The organism is Methylobacterium sp. J-070, from assembly GCF_022829385.1.
In the GTDB taxonomy this organism is placed as follows: domain Bacteria; phylum Pseudomonadota; class Alphaproteobacteria; order Rhizobiales; family Beijerinckiaceae; genus Methylobacterium.
The window spans coordinates 111,160-134,112 of the sequence record NZ_JAKSXX010000235.1 but is presented as its reverse complement, the minus strand read 5'-3'; the positions used below and the strand labels follow the sequence as shown (position 1 = coordinate 134,112).

Annotated in this window: 25 protein-coding genes; 13 read left to right on the top strand and 12 right to left on the bottom strand. The window is 69.7% G+C overall.

Annotation, left to right across the window (positions count from 1 at the left end; genetic code table 11):
* Positions 1-73 precede the first annotated feature (73 nt).
* Positions 74-499: an organic hydroperoxide resistance protein gene (locus MKL01_RS25515; RefSeq protein ID WP_243907964.1), complete on the top strand. Its 426-nt coding sequence runs from the start codon at positions 74-76 to the stop codon at positions 497-499.
* Between the two features lie 127 nt (positions 500-626).
* Here MKL01_RS25515 and MKL01_RS25510 read toward each other — a convergent pair whose 3' ends face one another.
* The 6 genes from MKL01_RS25510 to MKL01_RS25485 all read right to left on the bottom strand — a co-directional run bounded on the left by MKL01_RS25510 (position 627) and on the right by MKL01_RS25485 (position 9,378).
* Positions 627-1,460: a MaoC family dehydratase N-terminal domain-containing protein gene (locus MKL01_RS25510; protein ID WP_243907963.1), complete on the bottom strand. Its 834-nt coding sequence runs from the start codon at positions 1,458-1,460 to the stop codon at positions 627-629.
* A gap of 18 nt (positions 1,461-1,478) precedes the next feature.
* A complete protein-coding gene (locus MKL01_RS25505) occupies positions 1,479-2,627 on the bottom strand; it encodes an acyl-CoA dehydrogenase family protein (RefSeq protein WP_243907962.1) in 1,149 nt (382 codons plus the stop codon).
* A gap of 10 nt (positions 2,628-2,637) precedes the next feature.
* On the bottom strand, positions 2,638-3,387 hold the full coding sequence (locus tag MKL01_RS25500; RefSeq protein ID WP_243907961.1) for an SDR family oxidoreductase: 750 nt from the start codon (positions 3,385-3,387) through the stop codon (positions 2,638-2,640).
* Between the two features lie 40 nt (positions 3,388-3,427).
* On the bottom strand, positions 3,428-4,564 hold the full coding sequence (locus MKL01_RS25495) for a CaiB/BaiF CoA transferase family protein (protein WP_243907960.1): 1,137 nt from the start codon (positions 4,562-4,564) through the stop codon (positions 3,428-3,430).
* Positions 4,565-4,826: 262 nt separating this feature from the next.
* Positions 4,827-7,991: an efflux RND transporter permease subunit gene (locus tag MKL01_RS25490; protein ID WP_243907959.1), complete on the bottom strand. Its 3,165-nt coding sequence runs from the start codon at positions 7,989-7,991 to the stop codon at positions 4,827-4,829.
* Positions 7,992-8,097: 106 nt separating this feature from the next.
* Positions 8,098-9,378 carry an efflux RND transporter periplasmic adaptor subunit gene (locus MKL01_RS25485; RefSeq protein ID WP_243907958.1) on the bottom strand — a complete coding sequence of 427 codons (1,281 nt, stop codon included), beginning with the start codon at positions 9,376-9,378 and terminating at the stop codon, positions 8,098-8,100.
* 114 nt (positions 9,379-9,492) lie between these two features.
* On the opposite strand from MKL01_RS25485, the gene MKL01_RS25480 reads away from it, so the two are divergent.
* The 3 genes from MKL01_RS25480 to MKL01_RS25470 all read left to right on the top strand — a co-directional run bounded on the left by MKL01_RS25480 (position 9,493) and on the right by MKL01_RS25470 (position 10,896).
* Positions 9,493-9,894 carry a hypothetical protein gene (locus tag MKL01_RS25480; RefSeq protein WP_243907957.1) on the top strand — a complete coding sequence of 134 codons (402 nt, stop codon included), beginning with the start codon at positions 9,493-9,495 and terminating at the stop codon, positions 9,892-9,894.
* 199 nt (positions 9,895-10,093) lie between these two features.
* On the top strand, positions 10,094-10,579 hold the full coding sequence (locus MKL01_RS25475; RefSeq protein ID WP_243907956.1) for a MucR family transcriptional regulator: 486 nt from the start codon (positions 10,094-10,096) through the stop codon (positions 10,577-10,579).
* 125 nt (positions 10,580-10,704) lie between these two features.
* A complete protein-coding gene (locus MKL01_RS25470; protein WP_243907955.1) occupies positions 10,705-10,896 on the top strand; it encodes a hypothetical protein in 192 nt (63 codons plus the stop codon).
* Here MKL01_RS25470 and MKL01_RS25465 read toward each other — a convergent pair whose 3' ends face one another.
* Genes MKL01_RS25465 through MKL01_RS36025 form a run of 3 tightly spaced genes read right to left on the bottom strand, consistent with a single transcriptional unit; the run spans position 10,897 to position 12,960 of the window.
* Positions 10,897-11,112: a hypothetical protein gene (locus MKL01_RS25465; RefSeq protein WP_243907954.1), complete on the bottom strand. Its 216-nt coding sequence runs from the start codon at positions 11,110-11,112 to the stop codon at positions 10,897-10,899.
* Positions 11,105-11,719, bottom strand: a complete 615-nt coding sequence (locus tag MKL01_RS25460; RefSeq protein ID WP_243907953.1) for a cysteine hydrolase family protein — start codon at positions 11,717-11,719, stop codon at positions 11,105-11,107. Before MKL01_RS25460 ends, MKL01_RS25465 begins: the two co-directional genes overlap by 8 nt.
* Complete coding sequence (locus MKL01_RS36025) at positions 11,716-12,960, bottom strand: GNAT family N-acetyltransferase (protein ID WP_313901489.1); 1,245 nt, start codon at positions 12,958-12,960, stop codon at positions 11,716-11,718. The genes MKL01_RS25460 and MKL01_RS36025 overlap by 4 nt, the downstream gene beginning before the upstream one ends.
* Positions 12,961-13,056: 96 nt before the next feature.
* On the opposite strand from MKL01_RS36025, the gene MKL01_RS25450 reads away from it, so the two are divergent.
* The 7 genes from MKL01_RS25450 (at position 13,057) to ureG (ending at position 19,007) form a co-directional block, all read left to right on the top strand.
* A complete protein-coding gene (locus MKL01_RS25450) occupies positions 13,057-14,070 on the top strand; it encodes a LysR family transcriptional regulator (protein WP_409566335.1) in 1,014 nt (337 codons plus the stop codon).
* Positions 14,071-14,144: 74 nt separating this feature from the next.
* The gene (locus MKL01_RS25445) at positions 14,145-14,765 is read left to right on the top strand and encodes an urease subunit gamma (protein WP_243907951.1); all 621 of its coding nucleotides are present in this window, start codon (positions 14,145-14,147) and stop codon (positions 14,763-14,765) included.
* A gap of 202 nt (positions 14,766-14,967) precedes the next feature.
* Positions 14,968-15,384 carry a PIN domain-containing protein gene (locus MKL01_RS25440; RefSeq protein ID WP_243907950.1) on the top strand — a complete coding sequence of 139 codons (417 nt, stop codon included), beginning with the start codon at positions 14,968-14,970 and terminating at the stop codon, positions 15,382-15,384.
* 2 nt (positions 15,385-15,386) lie between these two features.
* On the top strand, positions 15,387-17,114 hold the full coding sequence (gene ureC, locus MKL01_RS25435; protein ID WP_243907949.1) for an urease subunit alpha: 1,728 nt from the start codon (positions 15,387-15,389) through the stop codon (positions 17,112-17,114).
* A 98-nt stretch (positions 17,115-17,212) separates the two neighbouring features.
* Entirely contained in the window at positions 17,213-17,704 is a 492-nt protein-coding gene (locus tag MKL01_RS25430) for an urease accessory protein UreE (RefSeq protein WP_243907948.1), read from the top strand.
* Complete coding sequence (locus MKL01_RS25425) at positions 17,691-18,380, top strand: urease accessory protein UreF (RefSeq protein ID WP_243907947.1); 690 nt, start codon at positions 17,691-17,693, stop codon at positions 18,378-18,380. The genes MKL01_RS25430 and MKL01_RS25425 overlap by 14 nt, the downstream gene beginning before the upstream one ends.
* Positions 18,381-18,389: 9 nt before the next feature.
* Positions 18,390-19,007: an urease accessory protein UreG gene (ureG, locus tag MKL01_RS25420; protein WP_243907946.1), complete on the top strand. Its 618-nt coding sequence runs from the start codon at positions 18,390-18,392 to the stop codon at positions 19,005-19,007.
* Positions 19,008-19,022: 15 nt separating this feature from the next.
* On the opposite strand, the gene MKL01_RS25415 is transcribed toward ureG, so the two are convergent.
* Positions 19,023-19,253, bottom strand: coding sequence for a hypothetical protein (locus tag MKL01_RS25415; RefSeq protein WP_243907945.1), 231 nt, complete (start codon positions 19,251-19,253; stop codon positions 19,023-19,025).
* A gap of 197 nt (positions 19,254-19,450) precedes the next feature.
* Between MKL01_RS25415 and MKL01_RS25410 the strand changes: the two genes are divergently transcribed.
* Both MKL01_RS25410 and MKL01_RS25405 read left to right on the top strand, forming a co-directional pair.
* The gene (locus tag MKL01_RS25410; RefSeq protein ID WP_243907944.1) at positions 19,451-19,654 is read left to right on the top strand and encodes a DUF3311 domain-containing protein; all 204 of its coding nucleotides are present in this window, start codon (positions 19,451-19,453) and stop codon (positions 19,652-19,654) included.
* Positions 19,651-21,114, top strand: a complete 1,464-nt coding sequence (locus MKL01_RS25405; RefSeq protein WP_243907943.1) for a sodium:solute symporter — start codon at positions 19,651-19,653, stop codon at positions 21,112-21,114. The genes MKL01_RS25410 and MKL01_RS25405 overlap by 4 nt, the downstream gene beginning before the upstream one ends.
* 6 nt (positions 21,115-21,120) lie before the next feature.
* Here the strand turns inward: MKL01_RS25405 and MKL01_RS25400 are convergent, their stop codons facing one another.
* Positions 21,121-21,894: an ABC transporter permease gene (locus MKL01_RS25400; protein ID WP_243907942.1), complete on the bottom strand. Its 774-nt coding sequence runs from the start codon at positions 21,892-21,894 to the stop codon at positions 21,121-21,123.
* Positions 21,891-22,820, bottom strand: coding sequence for an ABC transporter permease subunit (locus MKL01_RS25395; RefSeq protein ID WP_279604887.1), 930 nt, complete (start codon positions 22,818-22,820; stop codon positions 21,891-21,893). The genes MKL01_RS25400 and MKL01_RS25395 overlap by 4 nt, the downstream gene beginning before the upstream one ends.
* Between the last annotated feature and the right edge of the window lie 133 nt (positions 22,821-22,953).

The window sequence follows — 22,953 nt, the reverse complement described above, 5'->3', positions numbered from 1 at the left end:
CAATTTAAATGGGGCTAGGCGGATGCCCGCCGGACCCTAGTTGCCGATTTTCTTCCTGACATCGGAGAGAGCCATGTCCGTAGACGTGAAGTACCGCACCACCGCCACCGCCACCGGGGGCCGCGACGGCGCCGCCCGGACCGCTGACGGCAGCTTCGAGGTCAAGCTCTCGACTCCGAAGGAGCTGGGCGGTGCGGGCGGCCCGGGCGCCAATCCCGAGCAGCTCTTCGCCTCGGGCTACTCGGCCTGCTTCCTCGGCGCCATGAAGGCGGTCGCGCCCTCGCTGCAGATGAAGGTCCCGGCCGATACCACAGTCACCGCCGATGTCGGCATCGGACCGCGCTCCGAGGGCGGCTTCGGCATCACCGCCGACCTGACGATCAGCCTCCCCGGCCTCGACCACGCCGACGCTCAGAAGCTCGTCGACGCCGCCCATCAGGTCTGCCCGTACTCGAACGCGACCCGCGGCAACGTCAACGTCGGGCTGAAGCTCGCCTGAGTCGCGCTATGGATCGGTGAGGCGGACCTCGGACGCCTCACCGACATTGGCCGGCCGATTCATCGCTCGCAACGGAAGCGGGCATTCCCGTCGACCTCCCGCAGCCCGCGGTGGCGAGGGACCGTCCCTATCCCTCGCCCCGCGCCCGCATGCAGACACGGCGCGCCGCGTCGAGGGTGACGCCCTCGAAAGCGCCCTCCGCCACCCGGCCGCAGACCTGGAAGGTCTGGTTGGCCGTCATCGGCGACACGCCGCGATACCGGAACCTCGGCGGCACGCGCCCGAGCAGGCTGGCCGCGAGGTTCATCAGCAATGTCGCCTGCATGGGACCGTGGACGACGAGATCCGCGTAACCCTCCACCTGCGTGGCATAGGGCCGGTCGTAGTGGAAGCGGTGGCCGTTGAAGGTCATCGCCGAGTAGCGGAACAGCAGCGTCGGCGTGGCCGAAACCGCCCACACGGCCTGGTAGGCGGCAGGGTCGTCGCGCTCGGGATCCACCGCCGTCCCGGTCTGCGCCGCGGCCGCCTCGCGGTAGACGATGTCCTGCCGCTCGCGGATCGCGACGCCCCGGTCCGTCGCCACCGCGTGGTCGACGGTGACGAAGCACAGCGTCCCGCTCCGCCCCTCCTTGAAGGCCACGTCCCGAACGGTCTCGGTGCGCGTCACGCGCTCGCCTTCGCGCAGGTCGCCGAGGGTCTCGATCGACCCGCCCGCCCACATCCGCCGGGGCAGCGGCACCGGCGGAAGGAAGCCGCCCTTGGCGGCGTGGCCGTCCGGCCCCAGGGCGTCGGCCGGTGGCGACTCCGGGGCGAGGCACCAGTGAAGGGCGGGCCAGGCGATACCCTCCGGAACCGGCGCGAGGTTCGGCGCGAAGGTCGCGCGGAACTCGGCCATCAGGCGCGGCGTGATCAGGTCGGACGAGTCCCGCGTCCGGCCGATCCAGGCGGCGAGGTCGGTCATGCCCGGAATCCGGTCAGGTCAGTAGGAGCGCGGCAGCCCGAGCACGTGCTCGGACAGGTAGGCGAGGATGAGGTTCGTGGAGATCGGCGCCACCTGATAGAGGCGCGTCTCGCGGAACTTCCGCTCGATGTCGTACTCCTCGGCGAAGCCGAAGCCGCCGTGGGTCTGGATGCAGGCATTGGCGGCCTCGAACGAGGCGTCCGCGGCGAGCATCTTGGCCATGTTGGCCTCCGCCCCCGGATTGGCGCCGCCCTCGTAGAGCGTCAGCGCCTCACGCACCATCAGCTCGGCCGCCCGCATGTTCGCGTAGGCCTTGGCGATCGGGAACTGGACGCCCTGGTTGGCGCCGATCGGCCGGCCGAACACGGAGCGCTCGTTGGCGTAGCCTTTCGCCTTGTCGATGAACCACTTGGCGTCGCCGACGCATTCCGCGGCGATCAGGATGCGCTCGGCGTTCATGCCTGAGAGGATGTAGCGGAAGCCCCGCCCCTCCGCGCCGATCAGGTTTTCGACCGGCACCCGAAGGTTGTCGAAGAACACCTCCGTGGTGGCATGGTTCATCATCGTGCGGATCGGCCGGATGGTCAGGCCGCGGCCCACCGCCTCGCGCATGTCGACGAGGAGGACGGAGAGCCCGTCCGTGCGCTTCATGCCCTCGGTGCGGGGGGACGTGCGGGCGAGCAGCAGCATCAGGTCCGAGTGCTCGGCGCGGCTGGTCCAGATCTTCTGGCCGTTGACGACGTAATGGTCGCCCTCGCGGCGCGCCGTGGTCTTGAGGCTGCCGGTATCGGTGCCGGAGGTCGGCTCGGTGACCCCGAACGCCTGGAGCCGCAGGCGTCCCTCGGCGATGGCCGGCAGGTATTCGGCCTTCTGCGCGTCCGACCCGTGCCGCAGCAGCGTGCCCATCGTGTACATCTGCGCGTGGCAGGCGCCGCCGTTGCAGCCCGCCCGCTGGACCTCCTCCAGGATCGCCGCGGCGGCCGAGAGCGGCAGGCCGGAGCCGCCGTACTCTTCCGGGATCAGCACCGACAGGTAGCCGCTCTCGGTGAGCGCGTTCACGAACGCGGTCGGATAGGCCATCTCGCGGTCGAGCGCCCGCCAGTACGGGCCGGGGAAGCCCGCGCAGAGCTTGGCCACGGCTTCGCGGATCTCGGTATGGGGTTCCATGGCGGGCTCCTCAGGCCGTGCGACCACCATCGACCGGAAGGTCGATCCCGGTGATGAAATCCGCCTCGTCGGAGGCGAGGAACAGGGCGGCGGCCGCGATGTCGCGCGCCTGCGACAGGCGCCCGAGGGGAATCGTGGCGATGAACCGCTCCCGGTTCTCCGGCGTGTCGGGCATGCCCATGAAATGCTCCAGAAGGCCGGTGGCGCCCATGACCGGGCAGAGGGCGTTCACCCGGATCCGCCACGGCGCCAGCTCGAGGGCCAGGGACTTCGAGGCAAGGCTCGCCGCCCCCTTCGAGGCGTTGTACCACGTCAGCCCCGGCCGCGGCCGGAGCGCCGCCGTCGAGCTGACGTTCAGGATCACGCCGCCGCCCTGATCGCGCATGAGCGGCGCGACGGCGCGGACATAGTGGAAGATCGACTTCACGTTCACCCGGAACACGCGGTCGAAGTCCTCCTCCGTGACCTCCATGAGCGGCTTGTTCCGGTGCGTCGTGCCGGCGTTGTTGACGAGGATGTGGGGCACCCCGAACCGGTCCCGGGTCGCCGCGACGCTGGCCTCGACTTCGGCGGCGCTGCCGACGTCCGCACCGATCGCGAGCGCCTGCGCGCCGATCCCGGACGCGACGCGCTCGGCCGCCGCCCGGTCGATGTCCACGCAGGCGACCGACGCTCCCTCCGCGGCGAAACGCTGGGCGATCCCCGCACCGAAGCCGCCCCCGGCGCCCGTGACGATCGCGACCTTGCCGTCGAGCCTCATCGTCCCCTCCCTTGTGTCGTCGTGCCCCGATCCCAGGGCTTCAAATCGCGGACGCGAATTCCGAGCGGATGCGCAGCGTGTGTTCGCCGATATCGGGCACCGGGCCGAGCGCCCGGGCACGCCCGTCGATGAGCACCGGGGGCGCCACGATACGGGCCGGGCCGGCCGGCGTATCGACCTCCGCGCGGACGAGCGCCGGATGGATGGCGAGATCGGCCAGCGTGTTGACGAAGCCGTAGGCGGTACCGGCCGCCTTCAGCCGGGATGCGGCCGCATCCCGGGTCAGCCGCACCAGCTCCGCGCCGATGCGCAGATCGACGGCGGCCCGGTTGGCGACCCGGGCGTTGTTGGACGCGAAGCCCTCGGCGGCGGCGAGACCGGGCTCGCCCAGCACGCCGTCGCAGAAGCGCGCCCATTCCCGCTCGTTCTGGATCGAGATCAGCACGAGGCTGCCGTCGGCGGTAGGGAAGGCGCCGTACGGGCAGATCGAGGGATGGGCGAGGCCGACCCGCTGAGGCGCGCGGCCGGTGCCCTCGAAATACAGGAGCGGCACGTTCATCCAGTCCGCCGCACCGCTGAACAGGCTGACCTCCAGGGCGCAGCCGTCACCCGAGATCCCGCGGGCGATCAGCGCCTCCAGCACGGCGGCGTGGGCGTCCATCCCGCAGGCGATGTCGCACACGGAGACGCCGACGCGGCCCGGACCCGCCGGATGGCCGGTGATGCCGGCCAGCCCGCTCTCCGCCTGGACCAGCAGATCGTAGGCCTTCATGTCGTCGTAGGCGTGACCGGCGCCGTAGCCGGAGATGTCCACCGTGATCAGCCGCGGATGGCGGGCGCGCAATGCGGCGGCGCCGAAGCCCGCGCGGGCGGCGGCGCCCGGGGCGAGGTTCTGCACGAAGACGTCCGTCTGCGCGAGGATCGCGTGGAGCAGGCGCGCATCCGCCTTGTCCTTGATGTCGGCGACGAGGCTCTCCTTGCCGCGGTTGAGCCAGACGAAGTAGCTCGACAGACCGTTGACGGCGGCATCGTAGCCGCGGGCGAAATCCCCCTCCGGCCGCTCGATCTTGATGACCCGCGCGCCGGCATCCGCCAGCCGCGACGTGCAGTAGGGTGCGGCAACGGCCTGCTCCAGGGCGAGGACGGTCAGTCCGCGCAGCGGCAGGTTCTGGTTCATCCCCATCGTTCGGCCTTCGCCTGGGCCTTATCGGGCCGGTCCGGGCTCAACTGGAACGCCATGGGTCTACGCCAAGCCGAAAGTGATGACAGGACCGTGCCGGCGTCGGCTGCGATGGTCAGGCACATTCCCCTCCCCGCAAGGTGAGGAGAGCGCGTCGCGCTTCGTGTTCTGCGTCAGATAGACAAGGCTCGAGCGCCGGGCCGATCGGCCCTGCCGGGCTGATTCGCTCCGCTTGCAAGGACGGGTCCGACCGAACAGATCACTCCGCCGCGCGCAGCGCCGGCGGTCCGCGGACTTCCTCCGCCGGCTCCGGTTCACCCAGCGCCGCGTCCACCGCCTCCGGCTTGTCGCGGAACGACAGGCGGTGCGCCAGACGATCAAGGTAGATGTAGATCACCGGCGTGGTGAACAGCGTCAGGATCTGGCTGACCGCGAGGCCACCCACCATAGCGTAGCCCAGCGGCTGGCGGATCTCGGAACCGGTCCCGTGGGCGAACATCAGCGGGATGCCGCCGAGCAGCGCCGCCATGGTGGTCATCAGGATCGGGCGGAAGCGCAGCAAGGCCGCCTTCCGGATCGCCGCCTCGGGTCCGAGACCCTCCTCGCGCTCGGCCACGATGGCGAAGTCCACCAGCATGATGCCGTTCTTCTTCACGATGCCGATGAGCAGGATGATGCCGATCAGCGCGATCAGGCTGAAATCGAAGCCCGCGGCCATCAGCACCGCCAGCGCGCCGACGCCGGCCGACGGCAGGGTCGACAGGATGGTGATCGGGTGGATGAAGCTCTCGTAGAGGATGCCGAGGATCAGGTAGACGACGAAGAGCGCCGCCAGGATCAGGAGCGGCACCGTCGACAGCGACTGCTGGAACGCCTGGGCGGTACCCTGGAAGCCGCTGACCACGGTGGGCGGCACCTGGAGGTCCCGCATCGCCCGGCCGATCGCCTCCGTGGCCTGACCGAGCGCGACGTCGGGCGCGAGGTTGAAGCTGATCGTCACCGCCGGGAACTGGCCCTGGTGGTTGACGGAGAGCGGCGCGACCGGGTCGGTGGTCCAGCGGGCGAAGGCGGCGAGCGGCACCTGCCCGCCGCCGTTGGGCGCCTTGATGTAGATCTTGTCCAGGCTGTCGAGGCTGCCCTGGAGGACCGGAAGCACCTCCAGCACCACGTGGTAGCTGTTGAGCTGCGTGAAGTACTGCGCGATCTGGCGCTGGCCGAACGCGTCGTAGAGCGTGTCGTCGATGAGCTGGGGCGTGATGCCGTAGCGCGAGGCCGCGTCCCGGTCGATCGACATCGTCAGGGTCGTGCCCCGGGTCTGCTGGTCGGTGGCGACGTCGCGCAGCTCGGGAAGCGTCTTCAGCCGGTCGAGGATGCGCGGCGCCCAGGTGTTCAGCTCGGCGAGATCCGGATCCTGAAGCGTGTACTCGAACTGCGTCCGCGAGGTGCGGCCGCCCGTGCGCACGTCCTGCGTGGCCTGGATGAAGGTCCGGATGCCGGCGACGCGCTCCAGTTTGGGCCGCAGCCGCCCGATGATCTGGAAGGCGTTGGCGGCGCGCTCGTCCCGGGGCTTCAGGGTGATGTACATCCGGCCCGAGTTCAGGGCCTGGCCGTTGCCGCCGAGCGACATGCCGACGGTGGCCACGTCGGGATCGGCCTGCACGATGGCGCCGACTTTCTCCTGGAGGTCCTGCATCGCCGAGAACGAGATGTCCTGGCCCGCCTCGGTGACGCCGATCATGAAACCGGTGTCCTGCTGCGGGAAGAACCCCTTCGGGATCGCGACGAAGAGGTAGCCGGTGAGGCCGAGCGTCGCGAAGAAGGTGAGCAGCGTGATGCGGCGGTGGCGCAGGGCAACGTCGAGGGCGCCCTCGTAGGTCGAGAGCAGCCAGTCGAACCCTGCCTCGCTCATCCGGTAGAGCCGGCCGTGGCGCTCGGCGCCGTGCGGCTTCAGCAGACGCGCCGCCATCATCGGGGTCAGCGTCAGCGACACGAAGGCCGAGACTGCGATCGTCATCGACAGCACCACGGCGAATTCGCGGAACAGGCGACCGATGATGCCGCCCATGAGCAGCAGCGGGATCAGCACGGCGATCAGCGACACCGAGATCGACACGATGGTGAAGCCGATCTCGCCCGCGCCCTTGAACGCGGCCTCCATGGGCCGCATCCCCTCTTCGACGTAGCGGCTGATGTTCTCCAGGACGACGATGGCGTCGTCCACCACGAACCCCACCGCGATGGTGAGCGCCATCAACGAGAGATTGTCGAGCGTATAGCCCGCCACCCACATCAGCGCGCAGGCGCCGAGCAGGGCCAGCGGCACCGTCACGCTCGGGATCACGGTCGCCCAGAAGCTGCGCAGGAATACGAAGATCACCGCCACCACCAGCACGATGGTCAGCAGCAGGGTGAACTGCACGTCCTCCACGGAGGCCCGGATCGTCTGCGTGCGGTCGCTCAGGATGTCGATCTTGATCCCGGCCGGCAACGTCGCGGTGAGACGCGGCAGCTGAGCCTTGATGCTGTCGACGGTGTCGATCACGTTGGCGCCGGGCTGCTTGAAGATCACCAGGAAGACGCCCCGGCGGCCGTTGGTCCAGCCGGCCTGCTTGGCATCCTCCGGGCCGGCCACGGCGTGGCCGATGTCGCGCACCCGCAACGGGGCCCCGTCGCGATAGGCCACGATGACCCCATCCCAGTCGCGGGCCGCGATCAGCTGGTCGTTGGCGTAGATCGTGTAGCTGCGGCTGGTCCCGTCGATGCTGCCCTTCGGGTTGTTGACCGTCGTGATGGCGAGCTGGTTGCGTACGTCCTCCAGCGACAGGCCCTTGGCCACGAGCTTGGCCGGATCGACCTGGATCCGCACCGCCGGCTTCTGCTGGCCGCCGATGAACACCTGCGCCACGCCGGAGATCTGGCTGATGCGCTGCGCCAGCTGCACGTCGACGGCGTCGTCCAGCTCGGTCAGCGGCAGGGTGTCGGAGACCGCCGAGAGCAGAAGGATCGGTGAATCCGCCGGGTTGACCTTGCGGTAGGTCGGCGGGCTCGGGAGGTTCTTGGGCAGCTGGCCGCTCGCCGCGTTGATGGCCGCCTGGATGTCGCTGGCGGCGCCGTCGATGTTGCGGTTCAGGTCGAACTGGACCGTGATCGTCGAGATCCCCAGGGAACTCGTCGAGGTCATCTGGGCGACGCCGGGAATCTGCGAGAATTGCCGCTCGAGCGGCTGCGCCACCGACGACGCCATCGTCTCGGGGCTGCCGCCCGGCAGCTGTGCCGTCACCTGGATCGTCGGGAAATCCACCTGCGGTAGCGGCGCGACGCCCAGCAGCGGGTAGGCTACCAATCCGATGAACAGGATGCCGACCATGATCAGCGTGGTCGCCACTGGGAACCGGATGAAGGGCGCGGAGATGCCGCCTTTCATGGGCGGCTCCCGGGGCGCGTCACGGGGCTCCGTGCCGGCACCGACGACGGACCGGACGCGCATTCCCGCCCGTGGAGGGACCCGGTCATGCTCGGTGCGTCGCGCATCAGCGGCTGACCTCGGCTTGCAGGCCGCTCTCCGGTTCGCCCGCCTGCGCCGTGTGCGCCGCATGCGGGTCGGCCACGAGGCTGCCGTCCTGCACCTTGTATTGACCGGTGACGATGACGCGCTCGCCGGGCTTCACGTCGCCGCTCAGGAGCTGCGTTCGGCCGGCATCCGAGCGACCCGCCTTCAGGGCGCGCTGATGCGCACGCCCGGACTCATCCACCACGAAGGCGAACAGGCCCGAAGGCCCGTGCTGCACGGCGTCGTCCGGCACCGTCGTGGCGGTGGCGACGATGCCGACCCGCATCTTGGTGGACACCGAGAGGCCCGGCCAGAGCGCGTGGTTGCGGTTCTCGTACACGGCCTTCAGGCGGATCGTGCCGGTGGCCGTGTCGACCTGGTTGTTGAACAGGGCGAGCTTGCCGTCGGCGAGCTTGGTGATCCCGTCCGAGCTCCAGGCCTCCACCGGCACGTCGCCCTTGCGCAAGGCCGCGGTGATCGCGGGCAGCTGGTCCTCGGGCGCGGTGAACACCACGAAGATCGGTTCCACCTGGGTGATCGTCACGATCGCCGACTGCCCGGACGCGTTGACGATGTTGCCGATGTCGACCTGACGGAAGCCCGTGACGCCGTCGATCGGCGATCGGATCGTCGCGTAGCCGAGCTGCGTCGCCGCGTTGTCGATGGCGGCCTGATCGGAGGCCACCTGCGCGGTCAGCTGGGCGACCAGAGCGGTCTGCGTCTCGGTCTGCTGCCGGGACGCGTAGGCGCCGAGGCCGGTGTAGCGGACGAGATCGGCCTTGGCATTGTTGAGGTTGGCGGTGTCCTGCTCCTTCTTTGACCTCGCCTGATCCAGCGTCGCCTGGTAGGGGCGCGGATCGACCTGGACGAGGACGTCGCCCTTGTGGATCGTCTGGCCTTCGCGGAAGGCGACCTGCTGGATCTCGCCGTCGACGCGCGTGCGAACCTGGACGGTGTTGTAGGCCTGCACCGTACCGAGCCCGTTCGACACGAGCGCGAAGGGCCCCTGGTCCACGGTCCCGAGGGTCACCGGTATGGGGAGCGCGGCGACGGCCTTCGGCTTCGTCTCGGGCTGGCGCAACCGCGTGTAGGCGTAGGCGCCTCCGCCCCCCGCGGCGGCGAGGAGCAGCACGAGGACGAGCCCGCGGGACCGGCGCGGCTTGTGGAGCGTCGGCGCCGGAGGCGCGTCGCCCGGGGCGTCGCGGTCGGCGTGCTCGTGCGTTCGGGATACGCCGCGATGGTGGTCGTCCGCACTCAGCATCCGCCCCTGTCCGCCCTGATATCCCGCCGATTCCCACGCGGGAATAATTTTGCATTCATTAGCATACAATGCGGCGCGCCGACACCGACCCGATGCTGCATTCCCGGGAGCGTGATGCTGACGGGCGGCGTGCAACGGCCCGCGTTGCAGGGTAGCGTCGCGCTGCGCCGGACGCCCATCTCGCCCCGCCCACGCGGCATCGGGGACCGGGCGGGGACGGCGCATGAAGGCTGCGCGGCGCCTGCGGATCGGCGCTGGCGCGACGGGGATCTGAGACCGGGACGGCGCATGGGCTCGACGGTGGAACTGGACGGACTGAACGAGCTGCGCGCGGCGCTCATCGAGGAGCGGCAGATCATCGTCGCCTCGGTCCGCCGGCTCCGCACGACCCGCCGGCAGAAGGGCACGTTCGCCCTCGGCGACGGCTCGGAGGCGGGGCCGCGGCTGGCGGAGGTGCAGCGGCAGATCGAAGTTGTCGAATCCATCATCGCTACCCTGTCGGGGTTGGAGAGCTGACACGGCCGGCGGCGACTGAGCCGCACGGGCCTCTCGCCAGGACGCCCGCCGACAGCTTGGCATCCGCGCGTATCCGGGATGTTGCTGAGACCTTCGAAACTTGACAGTTGAATTATTTGCACGCGTTCGCCGATCGATCTTGAATTCGCTGTGGACCCTACGAGATTATCGATCAGAAATACTTTTTTCGAGGCTTAAAATGCCCAGATCGACAGCGGATGCCGCTACAGCCGGGCGCCCATCCCATAGCGACCCGAACTACAGACTGCTCGCGGCCGAAATCGTTTCGGCCTACGTGTCCAACAATTCCGTCTCGGTGCCGGATCTGCCGGGGGTCATCGGGCGCGTGCACGCGGCGCTCACGCAGCTCGGGTCGCAGACGGTGGACCAGAGCCGGGAGCCTCACGTCGAGCGGCTGACGAACGGCCGGATCCGCAAGTCGGTCCGGCCTGACGGCATCGTCAGCTTCATCGACGGCAAGACCTACAAGACGCTCAAGCGCCATCTCACCAGCCACGGGCTCGACCCCAAGGCCTACCGGGATCGCTACGGCCTGCCGGCCGACTACCCGATGGTCGCCGCGAGCTACGCCGCGCAGCGCTCCGCGCTCGCCAAGGCCATCGGACTGGGCCGTGGCGAAGCCCCGCCGCGGCCGAGATCGCCCCGGCGGCGCAAGGCGGCCTGACCGTCGGCGCGCGATCCCGCGGTGACGATCGTCGCGAGATGTCGAATGTCGAGCCATTCGCCGGGCTGGACCTGAGGCGGGCTGTGCTGTTAGCGGACCGCAGCGCTAGGCGCGGGGATCCGAGCATGGACGCCTTCGAACAGACCGAATCTCTGGGTGCGGCGAACGAGACTGTCGAACCGCAGCGCCGGCCGGAGCTGGTGGCCCTTTGGCTGGCCCTCGACGCCGACCGACGCGCACGGGACGAGCGCACGGCACGGCTGCGCGCGATGCGCCTCATCGGCGGCGAAGCCGCGATCGACGACCGCGCCGGCTGATCAGTCCGCACCGCTCCCGGCCGAGGGCAGTTGCGCCGCCAGCGTGAAGCCGACCGCCATCGCCATGGCTTCCGCCTGCGCGATCAACGCGAGATCGCCCGAATCCCGCGCGGCCTGGAGCAGCGCGATCGCGTGCCGTCCGAGGCGCTGGAGCGCATCGTCGTGATCGGTCCCGGCGCGGCTGCCGGCCCTGTCGAATTGGACCGGATCAGTCATTCGCATGCGTCTGGCTGGAGATGGCCGGTGCCGGCCTGAACGCCGCGGAGGCGGAGATCCACGACTGCGTGTCGATGACGTCTCCGAAGGCGCGCATCACCGCGCTCACCGTGCGATGGATGTCGCCGGCCGCGATCCCGTCGAGGCCGTGGCTGGCGGAGGCGTCGGACAGGAATGTCACCTCCTGACCCCGGTGGAAGCCGTCGATCGCCGTGGCGAGGCAGGCCGCCTCACCGGCGAAGCCCGCGATCACGAGGGGCGGGCAGCCGCGCTCCATGGCATCGGCGAAGGCCGGGCTGGCGTAGCAGGACGGCCGGTCCCGGTCGAAGATCATGTCGCAGCCATGGGGCTCGAAGCCTTCGATCCATCGGGAAAAGCGGTTGCCCGCCTGGAACAGCGGGGCGCCGATCCAGCGCACGTAAGCGACCTGGATGCCGCTCTCCCGGGCATGGCTGAGGGCCAGTCGGCAATTGTGCAGGGCCGGCGCGATGTCCGACAACGCGAGGGGCCGGCCTGCGACCTCGTATTCCTGCTGCATGTCGACCAGCACGAGGACGGGTACGCTGCGCGGCCGGCGGTAGAGCGCCGGGTTGAAGGTCCGGATCATCGGGCTGCCGCCTTCGCTCCGACGGAGGGCCGGGTGACCGCCCGGGCCTTGGAGCGATCGAGGGCCCCGGCGCGGTGCCAGCGGCCTTCCGGCCGGATGATCACGTAGGGGTCGGCCCCGATGGCGATGGCCTGTGGGTGGGGCTCGGCCTCCAGCAGCATCTCGATGTAGTCGAAATCCGAGAAGACCAGTTCCTGAGCGCCCTCGAAGATGCGGAAGCCGAAGCGGCTCCAGAAGCCGACGAGGCGCTTCTGCGCATGGCCGTAGAGGCGGCGATAGCCTTTCACGCGAGCCAGCTCGATGCCGGCCCGGACGAGCGCGAAGGCCATGCGCGTGTTGCGAAACTCGGCCCGAACCGCGAGGCGCTCGATCTTGGCGAAGTCGGCGAAGAAGCGGATGCGCAGGCAGCCGGCGGGCTCGTCCCCGACATAGCCGATCAGGTGGGTGGCCGAGAGGTCGTTGCCGTCGAACTCCTCCTCGTAGGGGCAGGCCTGCTCGGCCATGTACACGGCGGAGCGCAGGGCGATGACTCGGGACAGATCCTCGAAGGTCCGCGCCACCGAGACGCTTGTGCCGGTGACGCCGGGGCGATGGCTGTCGTAAGGGGGCAGCCGCTCGGCCGGCTCCGAGCGGTGGAACATGTGCAGCCCGGGGGCGCGCAGGCCGCGCCACGCCGCGCCCCTGGTGAACCCGATCCCCTCCAGGTAGTCGGCGCCCTCGGCGGTGGCCGCGCGGGCGAACAGGTCGACATCGCGGCACAGCGGCGTCGAGATTCGCTGCAGCATCAGGGCGACGGCCGCCGCGAGCCGCCGCCGGGCATGGATCACCCAGAGATAGATCCCGGCCGGACGCTCGTGCTGAAGGGCGATGAACCCCGTGTCGGGATCACTCGCGTCGAACGTGCCGGACAGCAGGGCCTGCATCCCGGCTTCGTTCAGGGGCAGGATCGCGGTCAGGCCCTCGCCGCGGGGCGAACGCGCATCGTAGGTCTCGCGGCGGGCGATCGCGAAGACGGTGTCGGGATTGGTCGTCATCACGCGGCGGACCACGGAGACGTCGGCGACGCCCGGCAATGCGGCCCGGGTCTCGTCCAGCAACCGCTCCAGATCGCCCGGGGCCGGGGTGAACAGTACCAAATGACGGGCGAGGCGCGCCGATCTCAGGTCGATGATGTCGTGCCGCGCTTCCGGCGCGCCGGGCGGATGGAGCGCATGGTCGGGCGGGGATACGTGGACCGTCATCGCAGCGCCTTCGGGAGATGATTTGCGAACGGCCCTCGGCTTCGCATGGTCGAAGCCCCGCGTCTGTGCAAAACTTGAAGTATGGGGGTCCCACAGATGGAACACGCGCTGGTATCGGAATCCGGCATGCCGGACTGGCAGGACCTGCGCCTGTTCCTGGAACTCGACCGCCGCGGCAGCTTCCGGGCGGCGGCCGCCGCAGTGGGTCTCTCGATCAACACCCTGCGTCGGCGGATCGACGACCTGGAGGCGCAACTCGGCGTCACCCTGATCACCCGCCACGCCGCCGGGGTCCGCCTGACGTCCGAAGGCGAGACGATCCTGGCGGCGACACGCACCATGGAGAGCGCCGCCTACTCGGTTCTGCGGGCCCGGGATGCGGCCTCCGCCACCCCGACCGGCGAGGTGCGGATCGCCGTCACCGAGGGCCTCGGCACGTTCTGGCTCGCGCCGCGCCTCGTCGAGTTCCAGCGCTCGAACCCGCGGCTCGTGGTGGATCTGCGCTGCACGATGGATCCGGCCGATGTCGGCCGCCTCGAGGCCGACGTGGCGGTCCAGCTGGTGCGGCCGGTCAATCCGGACCTCAAGGTGGTCAAGCTCGGTCGCCTGCACGTCATGCCGTTCGCGGCGCGCAGCTATCTCGACATCTACGGTCACCCGTCCGGAGTCGAGGACGCGGCGCGGCACCGGATCGTCCTTCAGGTCTCGAGCCAGACCGTCAGCATGGCGGAATACGACCGGCACACGCCCGGGATGCCGCAATCCGGCTACGTGACCCTCAAGACCAACGTGAGCAGCGCCCATTACTGGGCGGTCGCCAACGGCGCCGGGATCGGCTGGCTGCCCACGTACGCGGCAGCGATCGGCGCCCGGCTTGTGCCCCTCGACGGCCTCGTCCAGGTCGGTCTCGACATCTGGCTGACCTATCACCCCGACGCCGAGCGAATCGATCGGGTCCGCCAGGCGATCGACTGGATCCGCGGCAGCTTCGATCCGGCGCGGTTTCCCTGGTTTCGCGAGGCCTTCATCCATCCCCGCGACCTTCCGGCGACGCTGAAGGGCGCGACGATGCCGGAGCTGTTCGCGGGTTTTGCCGGGATGGAGCGCTGAGTCCGGCCGGCCGCATCCTTGACCGCGCCCCGCGCATGATCCTTGCTCCGGCGGCCGCAACGACGAGGTTTGCCGTGCTGCTGACGCCCCGTGAGAAGGACAAGCTGCTGATCGCCATGGCGGCGCAGGTGGCGCGCAATCGCCTCAGCCGGGGCGTGAAGCTCAATCATCCGGAAGCCGTGGCACTGATCACCGACTTCGTGGTCGAGGGCGCCCGGGACGGCCGCACCGTCGCGGAGCTGATGCAGGCCGGCGGCACCGTGCTCACGGCCGATCAGGTGATGGAGGGCGTGGCCGAGATGATCCCCGACATCCAGGTCGAGGCGACCTTCCCGGACGGTACGAAGCTCGTCACCGTTCACCATCCGATCCGGGGCGCCGCCTCGGCCGACATCCCCGGCGCGGTGACGACCCTGCCCGGCGAGATCGTGTTCAACGCCGGGGCCGAGCGGACCGTGATCGAGGTCGCCAACACCGGCGACCGCCCGATCCAGGTCGGGTCGCACTACCATTTCTACGAGGTCAATCCGGGTCTCGTTTTCTCGCGCGAGCATGCCCGCGGCAAGCGTCTCGACATCGCCCCCGGCACTGCCGTGCGCTTCGAGCCGGGTTCGACACGGGAGGTCGCGCTGGTGCCGCTGTCCGGCGGCCGCACCGTCTACGGGTTCCGCGGCGACGTGATGGGTAAGCTGTGAGCGGTCCTCCGGGTTTCTCAGGCCGGAATTGCTTGCGACCACCGCGCACGTCTCCTTACATCGCGGACCTTCGCGGAAGCGTTGGAACCGATGCGTGCGATCCGATCGCGCCGGTCGATCGTGCGCGCATCGTGCGCTGGATCGAGGAGAGCCGCAGCGCCCGTTGGAACCGGATGAGAGGCACCGGCGAGGATGGTGAAACGTGATCGGCCTCGACACCGATGTGCCGTTGCGCTGGTTGGTCGATGAAGCCGTGTGGCCCGACGATGCGCCTGATCAGACGGCGAAGGCCGCCGAAGCTTTGAGCCGACGCGACGCTCAGTTCTTTGTGAATGCCGTCGTGCTGGCCGAGACAATCTGGATCCTGGCCCGGCCGCTCCGTCAGAAGAAGCTCGCTCTTGCCGCCCTGATCCGGCGGCTCCTTGACACCTCCAACATTGCCATCGGCCGGCGTGACGCGGCCGAGGCCGCTCTGGCCGCCTGGACTAAGGGACGAAGAGGCTTCGCGGACCACCTGATCGGCGCCATCAATCGGTCGGCCGGTTGCAGCACGACGCTGACCTTCGATCAGAAAGCCGAGCCGGCCGACGCCTACACACGCTTGCGACGGGAGAGCTGACCATGGCCAACACGCCCAAGCCCGCAAGCCTGCCGCGGTCCGCGTATGCCGACATGTTCGGCCCCACCGTTGGCGACCGCATCCGCCTCGCCGATACCAGCCTCGAGATCACGGTCGAGCGGGACTTCACCACCTACGGTGAGGAGGTGAAGTTCGGCGGCGGCAAGGTCATCCGCGACGGCATGGGCCAGAGCCAGGTGACGAACGCCGGAGGCGCGGTCGACACGGTTATCACCAACGCCGTCGTGCTCGACCATTGGGGCATCGTGAAATGCGATGTCGGCATCGTGCGGGGCCGGATCTTCAAGCTCGGCAAGGCCGGCAATCCGGACGTCCAGCCGGGCGTCGACATCGTGGTCGGGCCCGGGACCGAGGTCATCGCCGGAGAGGGCAAGATCCTGACCGCCGGGGGCTTCGACAGCCACATCCACTTCATCTGCCCGCAGCAGATCGAGGAGGCGCTCTGTTCAGGGGTCACCACGATGCTCGGCGGGGGCACCGGCCCGGCCCACGGCACCTTCGCCACCACCTGCACGCCCGGTCCCTGGCACATCGCCCGGATGATCGAGGCGGCCGACGCCTTCCCGATGAACCTGGCCTTCGCCGGCAAGGGCAACGCCGCCCGGCCGGAGAGCCTGGTCGAGATGGTCCGGGCTGGCGCCTGCGCGCTCAAGCTGCACGAGGATTGGGGGACCACGCCGGCGGCGATCGACACCTGCCTGTCGGTGGCGGACGCCCACGACATCCAGGTCATGATCCACACCGACACGCTCAACGAATCGGGCTTCGTCGAGGACACGATCGCGGCCTTCAAGGGCCGGACCATCCACGCCTTCCACACGGAGGGCGCCGGCGGCGGCCACGCGCCGGACATCATCAAGGTCGCCGGGCTGCCGAACGTGCTGCCCTCCTCCACCAACCCGACGCGGCCCTACACCCGCAACACGATCGACGAGCATCTCGACATGCTCATGGTCTGCCACCACCTCGACCCGTCGATCCCCGAGGATCTCGCGTTCGCGGAGAGCCGGATCCGGCGCGAGACGATCGCGGCCGAGGACATCCTGCACGATATCGGCGCGCTCTCGATGATGTCGTCCGACAGCCAGGCCATGGGCCGGGTCGGCGAGGTCGTCATCCGCACCTGGCAGACCGCCGACAAGATGAAGCGCCAGCGCGGCCCCCTGCCGGGGGACGCCTCCGGCACCGACAACCTGCGCGCCCGGCGCTACGTCGCCAAGTACACGATCAACCCGGCGATCGCCCACGGCGTCTCCCGGCACATCGGTTCCGTGGAGCCCGGCAAGCTCGCCGATCTCGTGCTGTGGACGCCGGCCTTCTTCGGCGTGAAGCCCGACCTGGTGATCAAAGGCGGGACCATCGCGACGGCGCCCATGGGCGACCCGAACGCCTCGATCCCGACGCCGCAGCCGGTCCATTACCGGCCGATGTTCGGCGCCTACGGCCGGGCGCCCTTCGCCACAGCCCTGACCTTCGTCTCCAAGGCAGCCGTCGAGGACGGTCTGCGGGAGCGGCTCGGCGTCCAGAAGGAGCTGGTCGCCGTCGAGAACGTCCGCGGCGGCATCTCGAAGGCGAGCATGGTGCTCAACGACGCCACGCCGGTGATCGAGGTCGATCCCGAGACCTACGACGTCCGGGCCGACGGCGAGCTGCTGGTCTGCGAGCCCGCCGAGGTGCTGCCGATGGCGCAGCGCTATTTCCTGTTCTGAGCTATCGTGGTGCGGACGGACAGGGGGGCGCCGTGGCGAGGGCCGCGCCGAGACCACCTCCGACGGACGACCTCTCCCGAACCGAGAGTCCTGAGGCCATGATCCGCGCCACCCGCATCCTCCGCCGGGACGCCCTGTCCGGCGGCGAGATCGTCGACCGCGTGATCCTCGACCACGGCGACCGGCACCGCCGCCGCGTCGCCATGCGCGGCGCCGGCGGCCTGAGCTTCCTGCTCGACCTCCCCGAGCCGACCGTCCTGGAGGACGGCGACGCCCTGGTCCTGCAGGATGGCCGCCTCGTCTGGGTCGAGGCGGCGCCGGAGCGTCTGCTGGAGATCCGCGCGCCGAGCGATCACGCCCTCAAGCGCCTCATCTGGCACATCGGCAACCGGCACATCCCCGCCGAGATCGGTGCGGACGCCGTCTGGATCGCCTATGACCACGTGCTGGCCGAGATGGTGCGGGGCCTCGGCGGGGGCGCCGAGCCCGTGGAGCGGCCCTTCCGGCCGGAGCGCGGCGCCTATGCGGGCGGTCACGCTCACGACCATCCGCAGGGCGGCCACCACCATCACCCCCATGAAGCCGTCTGACCCCCTCGACGCGCTCCGCCTGATGGCTTGGCTGTCGCCGGGCTATCCGGTCGGCGCCTACGCGTACTCGCACGGGCTGGAATGGGCGGTCGAGGCCGGCGACGTGCGCGACGAGGCCAGCCTCGCGGCCTGGCTCGGCGATGTGTGCGAGCGCGGCGCGTTGCGGAACGACCTGATCCTGGCCGCCGAGGCCCACCGTCTCGCGCGATCTGCCGACGGCGTCGCCCTCGGCGCGCTCAACGATCTCGCCTTGGCGCTCGCGCCGTCGCGGGAACTGCATCTGGAGACCAGCCAGCAGGGCCGGAGCTTCCTCGATGCGACCCTGATCGCATGGCCCTGCGCGCCGCTCTCTGGACTGGCCGGACATCTCCCCGGCCCGGTCGCCTACCCGGTGGCCGTCGGGGTCGCGGGCGGGGCGCACGGCATGGCGAGCGGACCGGTGCTGTCGGCCTACGGTCTCGCCTTCGTCCAGAACCTCGTCTCCGCGGCGCTGCGCGCGGCGCCCGTGGGCCAGACGGCCGGCACGCGGGTGGTGGCCGCCCTCGCCCCGCGGATTGCCGCCCTCGCCGAAGCGGCTGATGTCTCGGATCTCGACGCCCTCGGCTCCGCCACGTTCCGCCTGGACCTCGGGTCATTCCGGCACGAGACCCAGTATTCCCGCATCTTCCGATCCTGAGCGCGCAGCATGACTCCCTCAAACGGCCCCCTCCGCGTCGGCATCGGCGGCCCCGTCGGGTCCGGCAAGACCGCCCTGATGGAGCAGCTCTGCAAGCGCTTCCGGGATCGCTACGAGATCTGCGCGATCACCAACGACATCTACACCAAGGAAGACGCCCGGATCCTGACCGTCGCCGGCGCGCTGCCGGAGGAACGCATCCTGGGCGTCGAGACCGGCGGCTGCCCGCATACCGCGATCCGCGAGGACGCCTCGATCAACCTCGCGGCCGTGGCCGAGATGAGCCGGCGCTTCCCGAAGCTCGATCTGGTGCTGATCGAGTCCGGCGGCGACAATCTGGCGGCGACGTTCTCGCCGGAACTCGCCGACATCACCCTCTACGTCATCGATGTGGCGGGGGGCGAGAAGATCCCGCGCAAGGGTGGCCCGGGGATCACCCGCTCCGACCTGTTGATCGTCAACAAGACCGACCTCGCGCCGCTCGTGGGCGCCGACCTGTCGGTCATGGAGGCGGACACGCGGCGGATGCGCGGTGTACGACCCTACGTGTTCGCTTCCCTCCGTAGGGGCGACGGTGCGGACGCGGTGGCGCGCTTCGTGGAGGAGGCGGGCGGCCTCGGCCGGTGATCCGGCGGCCGCGCGTCAGCGCCCGGCCTCGGCCGAGCGCGACCGCAATGCTGGGGTCGACGGCAGGCCCATCAGCCTGTCGAGGCGGCCCATCCGCGCGCTGAAATCGTTCATCGCGGTCTGGCGCGCCTTGATCGCCGCACTCGGCGGGGCCTTGGCCGGCACCCGGATGGTCCGGGCCTCGGCCTGCGCCGCGGAGCCGAGGAGCAGCGCCGCCACGGCGAGGGTGGTCAGGGTGCGTCGCATGACGAAAATCCATCCCGCATCCGCCGCATCGGTCGGTCGGATCACCGCAAATCTACGGGCGCGCGAAGCGTGACCGTGTGCGCCGGCGCACAGCGCGTCGATTGGCCGGCCGATGCCACTTTGGCCGAGCGACAGATTGACAGCCGGGCTCGACTGATCCACGCCGCAGTATTGAGTGGCCCAGGATTGTATCGCGCATGCGACATCTGCGTTGGCTCGCCGTTCTGCCCTTTCTCGGCATCCTGCTCGGCCCGTTCCTCCTGAATCGCGTCGAGCCCTTCGTCCTCGGCCTGCCGCTGCTCCTCGCTTGGCTGGTGCTTTGCGTGATCGGAACCTCGGCGGTCATGGGGGTGATCTATCTGACCGATCCCGAACGGCGCGCGCCGGACGATGCGCGATGAACGTCGCACTCATCATCGTGGCGGCGGGCTTCGCCGTGGCGATCGGGCTCGGCCTCTATGCCCGGCTCGGGCGCGACATGGGTCTGGAGCAATGGACGGTCGGCGGCCGCGGCTTCGGCACGGCTCTGGTCTTCCTGCTGATGGCCGGCGAGATCTACACGACCTTCACCTTCCTGGGGGGCTCCGGCATCGCCTACGGGAAGGGCGGCCCGGCCTACTACATCCTCTGTTACCTGACCCTCGCCTACGTGACCTCGTACTGGCTGCTGCCGCCGGTCTGGCGCTACGCGAAGCGGCACGACCTCTATACGCAGCCCGACTTCTTCGCGCGGAAGTACGAGAGCCGGGCGCTGGGCATGCTCGTGGCGCTGGTCGGCCTCGTCGCCCTCGTCCCCTACCTCGTCCTCCAGTTCAAAGGGCTCGGGATCATCGTCTCGACCACCTCGTACGGCGCGATCTCTTCGACGGTCGCGGTCTGGATCGGTGCCGCGGCCCTGACCGTCTACGTGATCGTCTCCGGCGTGCACGGCTCGGCCTGGACTGCGGTGATCAAGGACACCAGCATCCTGGCACTGGTGATCTTCCTCGGCATCTACCTGCCGCTGCACTATTACGGCAGCTACGAGGGGCTGTTCCGGGCCATCGAGACCGCGAAGCCGGGCTTCCTGGCCCTGCCCGACCGGGGCCAGAGCCCCACGTGGTTCTCAACCACCGTGCTGCTCACCGCGCTCGGCGGCTACATGTGGCCGCACACCTTCGCGTCGCTCTACACGGCGCGGGAGCCGGGCGCCTTCCGGCGCAACGCGGTCATCCTGCCCATCTACCAGCTGATCAACCTGTTCGTGTTCATGATCGGCTTCACCGCAGTGCTTCAGGTGCCCGGCCTCACCGGACCGGACGTCGATCTGTCGCTGTTCAAGCTGTCGCTGCAGAGCTTCCCGCCGTGGTTCATCGGGATCATCGGCGCCACCGGCGTGCTCACCGCCCTCGTCCCGGGCTCGATGATCCTGATCGCGGGCGCGACCCTGGCGGCCAACAACCTCGTCCGGCCCTTACGGCCCGGCATGGACGATGCCGCGACCGCACGGCTGTGCAAGCTCACGGTCCCGATCCTGGCCCTCGTCTGCGTCGGGTTCACGCTCTCGGGCGGCGACACCATCGTGCAGCTGCTGCTCATGGGCTACAATTTCGTGACCCAGCTCTTCCCCTGCTTCATCGCGAGCCTGATGCGGCGCAATCCGCTCGACTGGCGCGCCGCGATGGCCGGCATCGTGGCGGGCGTCGCCACCGTGGCGGCGACGGTGCTCAGCGGTTTCAGCCTGTCGGCCTTCCCGTCGCTCGGACCCTTCCAGGACGTGAATGTCGGCGTCGCGGCTCTGGTGGTGAACATCCTCGTCACGGCGGCGGTGGCGCAGCTGACCCGGGCAAACGCCGCGACGCGGCCGCAGGCGGCGGAATGAGACGCCTTACCTCGGCCCGCGCCGGGCGGTCAGCCACGAGGCCAGGAGCACGGCCGCGCTCACGAATCCGATGAGTAGCGTCGAGGCGGCGTTGATCTCGGGGTTCACGCCGAGCCGAACCTGGCTGTAGAGCCGCATCGGCAGCGTGGTCGAGCCCGGACCCGAGACGAAGCTGGCGATCACGAGATCGTCCAGCGACAGGCTGAAGGCCAGGAGCCCGCCGGCCGCCACCGCCGGCGCCAGGAGCGGCAGCGTTATGGTGGTGAGGACGCGCCAGGGCCCCGCGCCGAGGTCGGCCGCCGCCTCGTCGAGGGACCGGTCGAGACCGCGCAGCCGCGCCGCCACGACCACCGCCACGAAGCCCGTGCAGAACGTGGCGTGCGCGATGATGAGCGTGATCAGGCCCCGGTCGAGTCCGATGCCGATGAACATCAGGAGCAGCGACAGCCCGATCATCACCTCCGGCATCACGATGGGTCCGAGGATGAGGCCGGTGAACATTGTCCGCCCCCGGAACCGTCCGTGCCGCTCCAGGGCCAGAGCCGCCAGGGTGCCGAGCGATGTGGCGATCAGGCTCGCCAGGACCGCCACCTTGAACGACACCCAGGCGGCCGCCATGAGCTGCGCGTCCGACAGGAGCACGCCGTACCAGCGCGTCGACACCCCGCCCCAGACCGTCACCAGGGGCGAGGCGTTGAACGAGTAGGCGATCAGCACGAGGATCGGCGCGTAGAGGAAGCCGAGCCCGGCCCACAGGGCGGTGCGGGTCACCCAGGTCACGGCCGGCGCTCCTCGGCATCGCCCGTGCGCAGGCCGTCGCGGAACAGCACCACCGGGCCGACCACGATGGCGAGGATCAGCACGGCGACCGCGGAGGCGAGCGGCCAGTCGCGGTTCGAGAAGAACTCGGTCCAGAGCACCCGGCCGAGCATCAGCGTCTCCGAACCTCCCAGCAGGTCCGGGATCACGAACTCGCCCACCATCGGGATGAAGCACAGCCCGGCGCCCGCCACGATGCCGGGGAGGCTCAGCGGCACGGTCACGCTCCAGAATACCCGGGTCGGCGATGCGCCGAGGTCGGCGGCCGCCTCGCGCAGGGTTGGGTCGAGGCGGTTCATCACCGCGTAGAGCGGCAGCACCATGAAGGGCAGGTAGGCGTAGACGAGGCCGATGAGGATGGCGGCATCGGTGTTGAGGATCGTCAGCGGCGCGGAGATGAGCCCGAGCCGGAGAAGCCCCAGGTTGAGCAGCCCCTCGGGCTTCAGGATCGCGATCCAGGCATAGATCCGGATCAGGAAGCTCGTCCAGAACGGCACGACCACGAGGGCGACGAGGAGCGGCTGCCACCGGGAGGGCGCCCGGGCCAGGGCATAGGCCAGGGGCGTGCCGAGGGCCACGAGGATGAGGCTCGCCAGGGCCGCGTAGGCCACCGAGCCGAGTGCGGCGTCGCGATAGAGCGGGTCGGCGTAGAGCGTCGCGTAGTTGTCGAAGTTCAGGGCTTCGAGAAAGGTCGACCAGCCGTCCAGACCGGCGCGCCAATCGAGCAGCGGCAGATAGGGCGGGATCGCCGTGGCCGGTTCCGACAGGCTGATCTTGAGCGTGATCGCGAAGGGCACGAGAAAGAATGCGGTCAGCCACAGGAACGGCGCCAGCCGCACCAAGCGATCGAAGGCCCGACCGGGTTTAAGACGGCTCACGGGACGCAGGCCGCATCACGGCGGTCCGAGGCGCGCGGGCGCCCGCACAATCCCCCGAGATCGATCGGGCGCGGGATCCTCCGCCGACGAGACGGCGCGGCCGGCCCCCGCGCCTGCCCGCTTCCGCGGACCGGGAAGGAGA